This is a genomic window from Deltaproteobacteria bacterium (assembly GCA_016219225.1).
Classification (GTDB): Bacteria; Desulfobacterota; RBG-13-43-22; order RBG-13-43-22; family RBG-13-43-22; genus RBG-13-43-22.
This window is the reverse complement of sequence record JACRBX010000287.1, coordinates 1-12,475: the sequence shown is the minus strand read 5'-3', so window position 1 is coordinate 12,475 and position 12,475 is coordinate 1. Positions and strand designations below refer to the sequence as shown.

Here is a 12,475-nt window from a genome sequence, read left to right as displayed (position 1 = left end):
ATGAACATCAGGAATAGGAGATGGATGCTGGTGGGAATGGCTTCCCTGACGGGATCTTTCCTGCTTTTGCAATGGGGATGTTCCGCCATGAATAGTTTCTTTGAGGGGACCCCTTCGGGATCAGCGGTCTTGAATTCGACCGTTGCTGAGAAGGATATGAACCAATTTATTTCCCAATTTCGGCCTAACTATGGAAATCCGGATTCCCATTATTTGTTGGGCTGTTATTATCAGGAGAGGGGAAAGCATCCCGAGGCGATAACAGAATTTAAAAAAACGCTTATCCTTAATCCCCAATACGTTAAAGCCTACAATGGAATCGGGGTTTCTTATGATCTGTCCGGAGATTTTTTGAAGGCCAGCGCCTTTTATCAAGAGGCCTTAAAATTGAATCCCAACCTGGATTATGTGTATAATAATATGGGATATTCCTTTCTGTTGCAGGGAAGGCCGGATGAGGCCGTTTCCGCTTTTCAAAAAGCCATAGCCTTGAATGACCGAAATGAAAGATATCACAGCAATCTGGCCCTGGCCTATGCCGAAAAAGGTGATCATGATCTGGCCTTTGCCGAATTCGCACAGGCCGGGGGGAAGGCCCAGGGCCATTACCATCTGGCTAATTTCCTTTACGGAAAGGGATCCTTTGAGAAAGCCCGGGAGCATTATCGGGTGGCTATCAGACTGGACCCCTCTTTGCAGGATGCCAAAATCCGTTTGGAAGCCACCGAGAGCCTGTCCAGGATCACTCTGTCTGTTTCCTCTCCTCAATCGGCTCCACCGCCTTTACAACTGGCCTTGCCTGGTCCTGATGCAAAAAATGATTTAGAGATTCCTCCGGGAAAAGCCGTACATCCCCTGGAGGAAAAATATTTTAATGAATCAACGAATACCGGGCAGGCCTTCAGGGAAAATGATTGGACACCAGCCCAGCCGGTTCCCATCGAAGTTTCCAACGGCAACGGAATCAGCCGGATGGCCAAAGCCGTGGGTGCGTTTTTGAAGGAAAAGAATTTCAAAATAGCCCGATTAACTAATGCCGATACGTTTGATCATACCGGAAGCAGGGTTTATTACCGCCAGGGGTATCTGGAAACAGCCCGCAAAATCGAGCGCAAGATCCCGATAGTCCTGAAGATGGAAGAGATCAAGAAGCTGGATCGTCCAGACCTGAAGGTTAAAATACTGATTGGGAAGGACATGATTCCTCATAGAAAAATATTTTTCAAGGGAGACAGGACATCATGAAGTCTCAACGTTATCCCCTATTTATTTATTTTTCCATTTTTTTAACTGCCCTGGCCCTTTTGACGGGATGTGCTTCTCCGAATGCACAGCAAGGCCTGTTCAAGGATAGCGATTATAAAAAGATCATGGAACGACAGCGCCAGAAACAGGAGGCCATGGCAAAAACCGATGAGGAAGCCGCCAGGAAAATCCCGGAGATGAGTGCCCCGGGACATGAAGAATTAGGCGATCATTATCTCCGGGCGGGGAATACCGATCTGGCCTTCCTTCAGTATGACAAGTCTTTAAGGTTAGAGCCGAAAAGAACCGGAGTGCATTATAAAATAGCCTGCCTTTTTCTAAAAAAAGGTCTGGTTGAAGAGGCCAAAACGGAGTTCCGGCAGATCTTAAAAGAAAGGCCTGACTATGCTTTGGCCTTCGAAGGCTTAGGTCGGGCCTATTTTAAGGCCCATGATCCGAAGGAGGCCGAAAAAGCCCTGTCACAGGCCCTTCGGATCAACTCCGAGCTGTGGCTGGCTCATAATCTTTTAGGGGTCATTTACGATCAACAGGGGCAGTTGGATAAGGCCATAACCCATTATCAGGCGGCCATTGCGCTCAAACCCAATATGGGCAGTTTGTTTAATAACTTAGGCATGTGCTATTTCCTCCAGGGAGAACATCAGAAGGCCCTGACTTCCTATAATGAAGCCATAAAAAAAGGCTATACCGATTCAAGAGTGCATAATAATCTGGCTCAGGTTTTAATTGGATTAAAAAAATATGATGAAGCACTGCAGGCCTTTAAAGAAAGCGGAAAACCGTACCTGGCCTACTACAACATGGGAACAATCTACTTAAGGGAAGGAAAATATCCAGAAGCCATCCAACATTTTGAAAAGGCCATGGCCGGCAATCCGGCTTATTTCAGTCCAGCCGCTGAAAAATTGAAAATCGCCCAACAGGCACTTTTCAAGGGAGCCGCCAAAGCCGAAAGCGGGAATTCAGGTGAATAGTATGTTCAAAATAGATTGGGGAAAAATTCTGGTTATTCCCATTTTCACCTTATTGCTGGTAATAAATATCTATGGGTTTTTGGAAAAATCAAAGGTCTTTTTCCCTGTCGCCTCTTTAAAAGTGATCGAATTGATCCATCAATCCCTGGTCATCGGGTTTTATGGCCTGCTGGTTTTACTTTACGTCTTCAGACACAGGGCCAAATCAACCAGTACTTCTTTGGCGGTTAATACGGCCGCCTTATCAGCCACCTTTCTTCCCTTCCTTATTCCTCTTCTAAACCAAAAGAGATTAGAAGATCCATCGGTTCTTATTGCCGGAGATTTAATCATTCTCTTCGGCATGGGCCTGACCATTTATGCCCTTTTAACGTTGGGGCGCAATTTAAGCATTATTCCCCAGGCCAGGAATTTGATACAAAACGGACCCTATCGCCTGATAAGACACCCCTTATATGCCGGAGAATTGATCAGTGTCCTGGGCCTTATCCTGGTGCATCATAATGCCTCTCAAGTCGCCGCCTTCTTTCTGCTTATCGGCTTGCAGACCTACAGGGCCTTTCAAGAGGAAAGGCTCCTCTCCCGGATGTTCGCTGAATATGAATCCTATAGCTTAAAGACCTATCGATTTTTACCCGGTGTATTTTAAGAAAAAAATGGTCTCTAGGCTCCCGGGGCCTCTCAGGTGAAATGGATTGAGGCATTCCGAATTCCCTTAATTTTAGTGGCCCCGATCTACTCCGGATAAGGCCTTGCGTACAAAACCGCTCTCTATCCATCCCCGGTTTACCATAAGCGGATTACTTTTTTCCCGTCCCGTAATTCGGCCCTTATTTTTTCCATATGACGCAAGGAGGCTATTTCCCTTTCCAGGTCGGAAGGCTTTATCTGGAGTCTTTCAACAATCCTCGGGAATTCCACCCCGCCAGTTTCCTGTAGATATGCCAAGATTTTTGCCTGCAGGGGATTGATCTCAGCCCTTCCGGTTTCTTTTTGAAAAGACTTGGCTGAATGAACGGCCCAGGGATCGCAGGACCGGGCCGGGGAAAGGGCATCCATATAACAATCCTCACATAAAAACCGGCCGTGGATTTCCCTTTCCTCTCCCGGTTCGATTTGATCCCGACATTTTTCGCATTCCATTCTCATTCCTCTAAAACGCCTCCTCCGGGATATCCACCGCCGACATATCCTCCTGCCGAAGGGCCGCATGGCGGGAGAAAACATTGGTCAGGATATTGCGGCAGAAGAAGCGGACCGTCTCCATCTTACCCCGGTAAAAGATCCCGTTGGCCGAGGCCGGATCTACTGTTTTGAGTTTGTCCCGGGCCACCAGCCCTTGTTCGAGCATCAACTGGGCCAGGACCGCTTCGGACATGCACTCCTGGAAGCGGGTGGCGGAAAGGGGGATCAGTTTAAGACGTCCGTCCTGAAAATAGTGCATCAATCGTTCGGCATAGTCCCTTAAGATCGCCCCGGCCTTATTCAGCAGATCAAAATCCTGGGCGAAGTCCGGGTCTTCCTGATGGGTCTGGGCGAAGTCCATCAGATTCTCCAGCCAGCCCTGGAAAACAGCGCCGCCGGCCATCATCAGCTTCCGGCCGATCAGATCCAGAGACTGGATATAGGTGGTGCCTTCGTAGATCGAAGCACTTTTCACATCCCGGGTGTATTGCTCGACCGGGAATTCCCGGCAATAACCCACCCCTCCCAGAACCTGGATGGCTTCCCGACAGAGCAGGTAAGCGAAGTCGGAGCAGTAGGCCTTGACCAGGGGCGTCAAGAGATCGACTGTCCGGCCGGTCTCCTGTCGGACCTTTTCATCGGGATCGTGATTGGAAATGTCGGTCAGGTAAAAGAGTTTTAAAACAAAGGCCCGCATGGCCTCCGTCCCGGCCTTGAGCATCATAAGCATGCGGCGGACGTCCTCGTGTTCGATAATCCGGACTCTCGGGGTGCTCCGGGCGGTGAAGGGCGGTCCCTGAAGGCGTTCCCTGGCGTAGTAGCGGGCGGCATCATAGGCACTGGCGGCCACCCCCTGGGCCAGAAGGCCGGTGCCGATACGGGCCTCGTTCATCATCTGGAACATCTTGGCTATGCCGCTGTGGGGTTCGCCGAGCAGAAAGCCCCGGCAGCGTCCGTTCTCTCCGAAGCTGAGCCCGCAAGTAGCCGAGCCGTGTAAGCCCATCTTGTGTTCGATGTTGGTACAAAAGACGTCGTTCGGCTCTCCCAGAGAGCCGTCCGGATGGACCCATATCTTGGGCACAATAAACAGACTGATCCCCTTTGTCCCTGACGGGGCCCCTTCGATACGGGCCAGGACCAGGTGGATGATATTCTCGGTCAGGTCCTGTTCCCCGCCGCTGATAAAGCGTTTGGTCCCCTCTATCTTGTAAATTCGGGGGTCGCCGGCCGAAGGATCGGGGACGGCCTTGGTGCGTAGGTAGCCGACGTCGCTTCCGGCCTCCGGTTCGGTCAGACACATGGTTCCGCCCCAGATGCCGGTAAACATCTTCTCGCAAAACAGGGCCTTGTCTTCCCCGGTGCCGAAGGTCTCGATAAGATGACCGGCCCCGATGGCCAGGCCGGAATAAATTTTTATGGCCGTGTTGGCGCTGATGAAGTATTCGGCCACTTGCCCGTAGATCGCCAAAGGCAGACCCTGCCCGCCATGTTCTTGTGAGGCGGCCAACCCATGCCAGCCGTTTTCCGAGAGAACCTTCCAGCAGTCGTGGAAGGAGGCCGGGACCTTGACGCGGCCCTGGTCATAGACCAGACCCTGCTGGTCGCCGTCCTGCAAGGTGGGGCCGATGGCTTCCCTGGCCACCTTGAGACCTTCGTCCAGGATCATCTTGAAGTCTTCCAGACTGAAGTCTTTAAAGGCTTCGTATTGAAGCAATCTTTGTAGATCCAGGGTTTCAAAGAGTACGAATTTCGGATCGCGGTCGTCCCGACGGAAAAAGTTTGTTCCCATAATGATCTCCTTTCTTTTTTGACAGCAGGCCCGGGATTTGGTATTAAGTTAGAAAATACAGTTTCAAGATGCAAGATGCAAGTTGCAAGAGGCTATAGGCGAAAAAACCATAAATTCATTTTTATCTTGCATATCGCCTATTGCCCGTAGCTCCTAAAAAAAATTTCATGTAACAAATTCTTAGCCCGAATAATGTTAGAATCTAACGGTAACCCGATCAAAAATCAAATGATTTTTAAAGGAGAATGAGCATGCAAGATGTCTATGAAAATCTAAGAGCCCACCTCGATTCCCTGCCCGGCGGGTATCCGTCCACCGAGACCGGAGTTGAAATCCGTATACTCAAACGTCTGTTCACCCCGGATGAAGCGGATCTGGCCCGGCACCTGAGTCCGAAGCTGGAACCAGCGGCGGTGATCGCCGGGCGGGCCGGCTTGAGCGAGGAAGATGCGGCCCCCAGGCTGGAAAAAATGGCCAGAAAAGGGCTCATTTTCAGTATAGAAGCTAAAGACAGACCTCCGGCCTACATGGCCGCCCAGTTTGTGGTGGGCATCTGGGAATATCACGTCAATGTCCTGGATGAAGAATTCGTCAGGGATATGGAAGAGTATACGCCCTTCCTGAATAAAGAGTCCTTCGATAAGTTGCCTCAGCTCCGGACCATCCCGGTGGGGAAAAGTATCGATGCCGGAATGGAGATACTGCCTTACGAAAGGGCCGAAGAACTGATCCGGAAACAAAAGAAATTTTTGGTTGCTCCCTGTATCTGCCGCAAGGAATACCATCTGAAGGGCGCCGGCTGCGACAAGCTTTCGGAAGCCTGCCTTATCTTCGGCTGGGGGGCGGATTATTATGAGCGAAACGGACTGGGACGGGTTATCTCCCTGGAGGAGACTTTAGAGATCGTTCGAAAGGCCGAAGAGGAGGGCTTGGTGTTACAACCGAGCAATACCCAGGAAATCGTCAACATCTGCTGTTGCTGCGGCGACTGCTGCCAGATCCTCTTGAATCTCAAAAGGCATCCCGTCCCCGCGGCCATGGTCTCCTCCCCTTTCGTCGCCCGGTTGGACAGGGAGACCTGCACCGGTTGTGAGACCTGTCAGGAGCGCTGCCAGATGGAAGCCCTGGGCCTGGAAGAGGAAAAGGCGACCCTCAACCCGGATCGCTGCATCGGTTGCGGTCTGTGTGTCTCCACCTGTCCCAGCGGGGCCTTGACGCTGGAACGGAAACCCGAAGGAAGCCAGCCGGCGGTTCCCAAAAATCAAATGGAGGCCTTTTCTTTGCGCCTCCAGGCCCGGGCCCGGGCCAGGGCTGATCTGGGCGATAAGATGGAGCGCCTCAAAAAGGTTTAATTTGGGGAGGTCCTCTGCTCTACCATTCGGTTAGAGCAGAGGATTAAGGGGACTTACCTGATCTTAAAGCATGGAACTGATAATCAACCTTTGAATCTGGTTGGTCCCTTCATAGATCTGGAGGGCCTTGGCATCTCTTAAATATTTTTCCAAGGGCCAACCGCGGGTATAACCGTTCCCTCCCAGGATCTGAATGGCCTTACTGCAGACCCTTTCGGCCATTTCCGAGGCAAATACCTTGCACATGGAAGAGGCTTTGGTGGAATCCAACCCCCGGTCTACCAGCCAGCAGGCCTTCCAGGTCAGGAGCCTGGCGGCCTCAATCTCTGTTGCCATATCGGCTAACATGAAGGAAATGGCCTGGTTCTCGATGATCGGGCGGCCGTATTGCCGGCGTTGGCGGGCATAATCCAGGGCCGTTTCCAGGGCCGCCCGGGCCACCCCGACGGCACTGGCTCCCAAGCACGGCCTGGTCATATCCAGGGTCTGCATAGCTATCAGAAACCCGCTGTTTTCAGTGCCGAGCAGGTTATCCACCGGGACCTGCACGTTATCGAAGATCAACTCGCCGCTTTGGCAGGCTCGCAGCCCCATCTTGTCATCCACCGCACCCAGGGTCAGGCCTTTGGAATCCCCGTCCACGATAAAGGCATTAAGCCCGCCATGGCGTTTCTTTGGATCGGTAGTGGCAAAGACGACATAAAACCTGGCCAGACCGGCATTGGTTATAAAGGTCTTGGTCCCATTGAGGATATCATAATCCCCCTTTCTGATTGCCAGGGTTCTGATGGCGCCGATATCCGACCCGGCCTCGGGCTCGGTCACCGCCAGGCCGGCCAGTTTGTCATTCTCCCCGCAGACCAAAGGAAGGTAGCGTCTTTTCTGGTCTTCATTCCCGACCAGGTTCAGGCAGGTGGTGGCCAGCCAGGTCCCACCCAATACCTCGCTAATCCCCAGGCAGACGGCACATAATTCCTCAAAGACCACGGCGGTAGTGAGAACGCCGACCCCCTGTCCGCCATATTCTTCAGGAATACATAATCCCGGCAGATTAGCCTTGGCAAATCTTCTGACAATCCCCCAATCAAATCCTGGCCCTTGACGTCTATCCAGTTCAGCGGCGTAAGGTTTCATCTCTTTTTCGGCAAATATCCTGACTGTTTTCTGATAGACGAGTTGTTCCTCGTTGAGGTCGAAGCCAATCATCGCAAACGATCCCTCCTCCATTTGATATATTCAAGGAGATATACCTTCTCCTCTGCCGGCATTTCAGAAAGTAAGGTCATTATCTCGGACAGAATATCATCTTGATTTTCTTTCTGTTCACTAGGCACCGGTTTAATGGACTCTTCCAGGAAATAGCTTAAGGGTTTATTCAGTTCACGGGCTATTTGTTCAATATTAGGGAGATAAAGACGTCTCTTACCCAACTCGTAATTAGACAGGGCCGCCTGGGTATACCCCAGCCGGGAGGAAAGTTCCTCCTGGGAAAGACCGGCCTCTTCCCTGGCCTTTTGAATCTTTTTACCTATGGTCTTATAGATCATCGATCCCAAATTTATGAGGACATTATAATTATAATGATGGTCTCGTAAAAACTCGTCATTCCCGCGCAGGCGGGAATCCAGGCTATATGTAACTAATTCAAAACACTGGATTCCCGTCCCCGATTAAGACATTCGAGGACAAGCTTTCACGAGGAATGACGTAAATCGGCGCTTTTGGACTTATTACGAACGCATCAATAATAACAAATTTTTTGAATTTTTACAACAATTCGTCTTGACAAATATTACAATTTGTTATATAGAGTTTCTTAACGACAATTTGTTTTAGGCCAGATAGAATTTCCAAAACAGGAGGTTATAGGTCTAAGGTTCAAAGAAAACCGTAAGCCCCATTCCATTCACCTTGTCACCTTGAACCCTATCTTCATATGAAAGGAGGTTTTGAAATGATACCAGATCGGATTCCTCTCGAAAAAGAAGAATTAAAGGAACTATTAACCAAGGGTTGGATGACCCACGATGCCATGTGGTTTTATCACTGCCTGCAGGAATTCGGAATCGAGAAGACTAACCTGGTCAACAAAGCAGCGGTTAAGGCGATGGCGTCCATAGAAATTAAACGCCTCCAAAAGGCCTTGGGCCAGGGAAAATTTAATACTATTGATGAATTTAAACATTTTTTTGAGAAAGTCATGGCTATCGTAGCCGGCAGATTCATGAAATATTCTAACCGTTACGCCGACAATGTTATGCGCAGTGAGTGGGAGTCGTGCTTTGCCTATGAGGGCGTCAAGGCTCTGGGCGTCGCTGACCGCTATGAATGCGGTATCATGTTGCGGATTGAAACCTGGTTTGATACCCTGGGAATAAAATTTGAAGTGGAGCCCAAAGTGGTGGGTTGCATGATGCATACCGACGGAAAATGTTTTAGGGACTATCGATTTTACTTTCACCAATAAACTTCAAAGGAGGAAAGGTATGGTTATCAACGAAGACATTTGGAATATGGTACAACAACACCTGGGTTATAATGATGAGGAAATGAAAATTTTTCGTGCCGATCCCCGGAATGAAGATGCCTTATCCAAAACGGCTCCCATGTTGAATAAAACGATTGTCGTCGAGGTCATTGAATCTCATGGTTGTGACAGCGGGCATAAGGCCGGCGACAAGTTTTATTTTGACGGCAGAGGCATTAGCCTTTTAACCAAATTGGGTCCGGCCCGGATCTGTATCTTTGCCTTGCATTCGATTTCTCTGGCCATGCCGGCCCTGGCCGAGCTTTCCTATGCCGGCGTTGACCCCAATGAAATGCGCTTCAGACGATTCGGGTGCCCGGATGTGGGGATACAATGCGGCGGTTGGGGACATATCGTCATGGAAGCCCGGGTCGAAGATCGTCAGAAGATGAATAAATAGATCAGAGGCTGTATGCACCAATAGGAAGGGACCTTGGCCATGAATCAGCTCGAAATACATGAATTAAAAGAGCTCCTGATCAAATGCTGGATAACCCATGACGGCCTGTGGTTCGCCAACTGTCTGCAGCAATTGGGGATTGAGAAGGCCAATGCCTTGAATCTGGCCTCCATCAAGTCGCTTTCGGCCATTGAGGTTCCCAGAATCACCAAGGCCCTGGGGATGGAAAAGGGTGAAATCAAAACCTTTGAAAAATTCAAAGAAGGCTTCGAAGCCCTGTTCAGAGTCGTCAAAGGGGACTTCATGCGATTCAACTATAGTTTTCCGGCCGACAATCTTATGGCCTGGGAGATGGAGCGCTGCTTTGCCTATGAAGGCATGAAGCGGCTGGGAGTGATCGATCAATATCGGTGCGGGGTTCTTTACCGGATCCAGTGTTGGTTCGATGTCCTGGGCCTGGAGTGCCGCTTCGATCCCCCGGTGGGTTCCTGTCTGATACCAAAGACCGGGAAGTGTTCCGGAGAGATCCGGTTTTTCTTTTAGTTCTAAAATAGATTTTTTGGCACGGATTACACGGATTACACGGGTTAAAGCAATGGGGTATCCCTTAATCCGTGTTGAGTCTGGCTTGAGGGATGGCCAATATCCGCCTTCGGCGGAAGCTGGTCTCAAGAAAAGGGAAATCCCTTTTCTTGAGAAATGAAACGGTTAATCCGTCTAATCCGCGTGTCAGGCTTTGTGCCTGACCCGTGCCTAAATAAGCCTTTGACTGTTCAATTTTCATCTTTCGTGATTCCCCCGCCCCCCGACCCCATTTTTTTAGTCACACCTGACGGTTTCAAAGAGTCAAAAGGAATAAGAAGGCAGAAAAGGAAGAAAAAAATATGGGATCGGATGTTGAACTGTTGGTCAACGCCGCAAAAGAAGGGGATATAAAGGCTCTGGAAGACCTGATCTTGAAGATTCAAGATAAGATCTATGGGCTGGCCCTGAGAATGCTTTATAATCCGTCCGATGCCGAAGATGCCTCCCAGGAAATATTGTTGCTCTAAATAAAAAAAACGGAAAGGAAAAGAACATGGAGAAGATGATTGCTTTTTGCGGTATGGGCTGTACCGAATGCCCGACTTTCCTGGCCACCCAGGAGAATGACGATAGTAAAAGGAAAAAGGTCGCCGAACAATGGTCCCAATTTTTTCAAATGTCGCTCAAACCGGAAGACATCAATTGTGACGGATGCCATTCGGCAACCGGAAGACTTTTCAACCACTGCCAGGTTTGCGAAATCAGGAAATGCGGTCAGGAAAAGGATCTCAAGAATTGCGCTTTTTGCAATGAATATCCCTGCCAAAAATTGACCAACCTATTTATGCTGATCCCCCAAGGAAAAGCCAACCTGGAGGAGATAAGAAAAACGCTGTAACAGCCCGGAAAAAAAGACCCCTTGACCTCATAGATAGAAACCGTTATCTTCTTCAATAAGTTATCCAACAATGAAGGGGGTAAGGAAAAATATCCGGGGAGGGCGGCCATGGATTTTGATTTAACCGAAGAGGTCAAGGGGATTCAGGAAACGGCCCGCCGTTTCGCCGAAAAGGAGATTTCCCCCCATATCAAAGAAGAAGGATTTAAAAGGGACCTGGTGACCAGGATGGGCGAACAGGGGTTTTTCGGTTGCGCCTTTCCTGTCCGCTACGGCGGATCGGAGGCCGGTTTTCTGGCCCATTCGGTGGTTTGCGAAGAGATCTCCCGGGTCGATTCAGGTCTCAGATCTTTATTCAACCTCCAGGCCATGACCGTCCCCTACACCATCATGGAATGGGGAACTCCGGAGGCCAAAGAGCGGTACGTGGGCGACCTGGTTCAGGGAAAAAAGATCGGTTGCACCTGTTTTTCCGAACCCAACGCCGGTTCCGACCTTTCCGCCATCGAGACCCGCATCGAAGACCGTGGCGAATATTTTGAAATCAACGGGGCCAAGACCTGGATCTCCAATGGCAGCGTGGCCGAAGTGGCCCTGGTTTATGGGACCTATGACCGGAATCTTAAACACCGGGGTTTATGCGCCGTGGTGGTCGATACGGCCCAACCGGGCTGGACTTCCCGGGAAACCCCTAAGTTAGGCGATAAATCTTCACCTATTGCCGAAATCCATCTGGAAAATGTTCGGGCCCCCAAAGAAAATCTTTTGGGCCAATGGGGAGAAGGGTTTATAGTGGCCATGACCGCCCTGGACCGCGGTCGGATCAGCGTGGCCAGCGGGGCCATCGGCCTGGCCCAGGCCTGCTTGGAAGCCTCGGTGGCCTATGCCAACCAGAGGGTCCAGTTCGGAAAGCTCATCCGGGAATATCAATTGATCAAAGGACTGGTGGCCGAAATGGTCGCCCAGATCGAGGCCGCCCGTCTTTTGGTCCGCCGGGCCGCCTGGCTCAACGACCAGGACCGTCCCTTTTCCCGGGAGATCGCTATTGCCAAGTATTTAGCCGGGGAGGCAGTGGTCCGGGCCGCCGGGATGGCTATGGAGATCCATGGAGGCATGGGCTATTCGTTGGAAATGCCGGTGGAAAAATATTATCGGGATTCCAAACTGTATCAGGTGGGCGAAGGGACGGCTAACATCATGCGTCTGTTGATCGCCGATGATGCCCTGGGCATCAAAAAGGCCAACCGGCCCAGGATTCATGTGCCCAGTGACTTTCGGGAGCTGGAGTGAAATTTTCTTGAAAAGGGGGTTTTGTTCACCGCAAAGCCGCCCCAGTTAAATAAAATCCAAATTTAACGGGTCAAGCCAAGGACGCAGAGAAATTTTTTTTGAACAATCCCGTGAGAGGCGGGATTGTTCAAATCCCGCCCAGGCAGAGATTTTAACGTAGTTATTGTTTTTACATTTATAGTCTTACGAATTAGTACTACAGCGTATTTTTTTGCTAATGCGCCCCTTAACCGTCATTCCGGCATGCTTTAAGCCGGAATCCAGGGACT

General features: G+C 50.3%; 14 protein-coding genes. 10 read left to right on the top strand and 4 right to left on the bottom strand.

All coding sequences use genetic code 11. The annotated features are described in order from the left end of the window. Genes HY879_23550 through HY879_23540 form a run of 3 tightly spaced genes read left to right on the top strand, consistent with a single transcriptional unit; the run spans position 1 to position 2,889 of the window. The gene (locus HY879_23550; protein ID MBI5606321.1) at positions 1 to 1,245 is read left to right on the top strand and encodes a tetratricopeptide repeat protein; all 1,245 of its coding nucleotides are present in this window, start codon (positions 1 to 3) and stop codon (positions 1,243 to 1,245) included. Beyond that, positions 1,242 to 2,240: a tetratricopeptide repeat protein gene (locus HY879_23545; GenBank protein MBI5606320.1), complete on the top strand. Its 999-nt coding sequence runs from the start codon at positions 1,242 to 1,244 to the stop codon at positions 2,238 to 2,240. The genes HY879_23550 and HY879_23545 overlap by 4 nt, the downstream gene beginning before the upstream one ends. Before the next feature lies 1 nt (position 2,241). Further along, entirely contained in the window at positions 2,242 to 2,889 is a 648-nt protein-coding gene (locus HY879_23540; protein MBI5606319.1) for an isoprenylcysteine carboxylmethyltransferase family protein, read from the top strand. 137 nt (positions 2,890 to 3,026) lie between these two features. Here the strand turns inward: HY879_23540 and HY879_23535 are convergent, their stop codons facing one another. Next, positions 3,027 to 3,383, bottom strand: a complete 357-nt coding sequence (locus tag HY879_23535; GenBank protein ID MBI5606318.1) for a hypothetical protein — start codon at positions 3,381 to 3,383, stop codon at positions 3,027 to 3,029. 10 nt (positions 3,384 to 3,393) lie between these two features. Next, the gene (locus HY879_23530; protein MBI5606317.1) at positions 3,394 to 5,214 is read right to left on the bottom strand and encodes an acyl-CoA dehydrogenase C-terminal domain-containing protein; all 1,821 of its coding nucleotides are present in this window, start codon (positions 5,212 to 5,214) and stop codon (positions 3,394 to 3,396) included. A 251-nt stretch (positions 5,215 to 5,465) separates the two neighbouring features. Between HY879_23530 and HY879_23525 the strand changes: the two genes are divergently transcribed. After that, positions 5,466 to 6,566 carry a 4Fe-4S binding protein gene (locus HY879_23525; GenBank protein ID MBI5606316.1) on the top strand — a complete coding sequence of 367 codons (1,101 nt, stop codon included), beginning with the start codon at positions 5,466 to 5,468 and terminating at the stop codon, positions 6,564 to 6,566. Positions 6,567 to 6,629: 63 nt separating this feature from the next. Here HY879_23525 and HY879_23520 read toward each other — a convergent pair whose 3' ends face one another. Both HY879_23520 and HY879_23515 read right to left on the bottom strand, forming a co-directional pair. Next, on the bottom strand, positions 6,630 to 7,769 hold the full coding sequence (locus tag HY879_23520) for an acyl-CoA dehydrogenase family protein (protein MBI5606315.1): 1,140 nt from the start codon (positions 7,767 to 7,769) through the stop codon (positions 6,630 to 6,632). Beyond that, positions 7,769 to 8,113, bottom strand: a complete 345-nt coding sequence (locus tag HY879_23515; GenBank protein ID MBI5606314.1) for a helix-turn-helix transcriptional regulator — start codon at positions 8,111 to 8,113, stop codon at positions 7,769 to 7,771. The genes HY879_23520 and HY879_23515 overlap by 1 nt, the downstream gene beginning before the upstream one ends. Positions 8,114 to 8,520: 407 nt before the next feature. On the opposite strand from HY879_23515, the gene HY879_23510 reads away from it, so the two are divergent. The 6 genes from HY879_23510 to HY879_23485 all read left to right on the top strand — a co-directional run bounded on the left by HY879_23510 (position 8,521) and on the right by HY879_23485 (position 12,206). After that, complete coding sequence (locus tag HY879_23510; GenBank protein ID MBI5606313.1) at positions 8,521 to 9,033, top strand: hypothetical protein; 513 nt, start codon at positions 8,521 to 8,523, stop codon at positions 9,031 to 9,033. Positions 9,034 to 9,052: 19 nt separating this feature from the next. Next, positions 9,053 to 9,493 (top strand): TIGR04076 family protein, encoded by a 441-nt coding sequence (locus tag HY879_23505; protein ID MBI5606312.1) that lies wholly within the window; start codon positions 9,053 to 9,055, stop codon positions 9,491 to 9,493. Positions 9,494 to 9,532: 39 nt separating this feature from the next. After that, positions 9,533 to 10,036 carry a hypothetical protein gene (locus HY879_23500; protein MBI5606311.1) on the top strand — a complete coding sequence of 168 codons (504 nt, stop codon included), beginning with the start codon at positions 9,533 to 9,535 and terminating at the stop codon, positions 10,034 to 10,036. A gap of 341 nt (positions 10,037 to 10,377) precedes the next feature. After that, positions 10,378 to 10,545, top strand: coding sequence for a hypothetical protein (locus HY879_23495; GenBank protein MBI5606310.1), 168 nt, complete (start codon positions 10,378 to 10,380; stop codon positions 10,543 to 10,545). 26 nt (positions 10,546 to 10,571) lie between these two features. Beyond that, positions 10,572 to 10,916, top strand: a complete 345-nt coding sequence (locus HY879_23490; GenBank protein MBI5606309.1) for a DUF3795 domain-containing protein — start codon at positions 10,572 to 10,574, stop codon at positions 10,914 to 10,916. A 108-nt stretch (positions 10,917 to 11,024) separates the two neighbouring features. Further along, positions 11,025 to 12,206, top strand: a complete 1,182-nt coding sequence (locus tag HY879_23485) for an acyl-CoA dehydrogenase family protein (GenBank protein MBI5606308.1) — start codon at positions 11,025 to 11,027, stop codon at positions 12,204 to 12,206. Positions 12,207 to 12,475: the final 269 nt, after the last annotated feature.

What these genes read in the sequence shown, in the direction of transcription:
- HY879_23525 (MBI5606316.1), top strand. Translation starts at nt 5,466, where the DNA reads ATGCAAGATGTCTATGAAAATCTAAGAGCCCACCTCGATTCCCTGCCC.
- HY879_23505 (MBI5606312.1), top strand. Translation starts at nt 9,053, where the DNA reads ATGGTTATCAACGAAGACATTTGGAATATGGTACAACAACACCTGGGT.
- HY879_23485 (MBI5606308.1), top strand. Translation starts at nt 11,025, where the DNA reads ATGGATTTTGATTTAACCGAAGAGGTCAAGGGGATTCAGGAAACGGCC.
- HY879_23550 (MBI5606321.1), top strand. Translation starts at nt 1, where the DNA reads ATGAACATCAGGAATAGGAGATGGATGCTGGTGGGAATGGCTTCCCTG.
- HY879_23545 (MBI5606320.1), top strand. Translation starts at nt 1,242, where the DNA reads ATGAAGTCTCAACGTTATCCCCTATTTATTTATTTTTCCATTTTTTTA.
- HY879_23530 (MBI5606317.1), bottom strand. Translation starts at nt 5,214, where the DNA reads ATGGGAACAAACTTTTTCCGTCGGGACGACCGCGATCCGAAATTCGTA.
- HY879_23495 (MBI5606310.1), top strand. Translation starts at nt 10,378, where the DNA reads ATGGGATCGGATGTTGAACTGTTGGTCAACGCCGCAAAAGAAGGGGAT.
- HY879_23540 (MBI5606319.1), top strand. Translation starts at nt 2,242, where the DNA reads ATGTTCAAAATAGATTGGGGAAAAATTCTGGTTATTCCCATTTTCACC.
- HY879_23490 (MBI5606309.1), top strand. Translation starts at nt 10,572, where the DNA reads ATGGAGAAGATGATTGCTTTTTGCGGTATGGGCTGTACCGAATGCCCG.
- HY879_23500 (MBI5606311.1), top strand. Translation starts at nt 9,533, where the DNA reads ATGAATCAGCTCGAAATACATGAATTAAAAGAGCTCCTGATCAAATGC.
- HY879_23535 (MBI5606318.1), bottom strand. Translation starts at nt 3,383, where the DNA reads ATGGAATGCGAAAAATGTCGGGATCAAATCGAACCGGGAGAGGAAAGG.
- HY879_23510 (MBI5606313.1), top strand. Translation starts at nt 8,521, where the DNA reads ATGATACCAGATCGGATTCCTCTCGAAAAAGAAGAATTAAAGGAACTA.
- HY879_23515 (MBI5606314.1), bottom strand. Translation starts at nt 8,113, where the DNA reads ATGATCTATAAGACCATAGGTAAAAAGATTCAAAAGGCCAGGGAAGAG.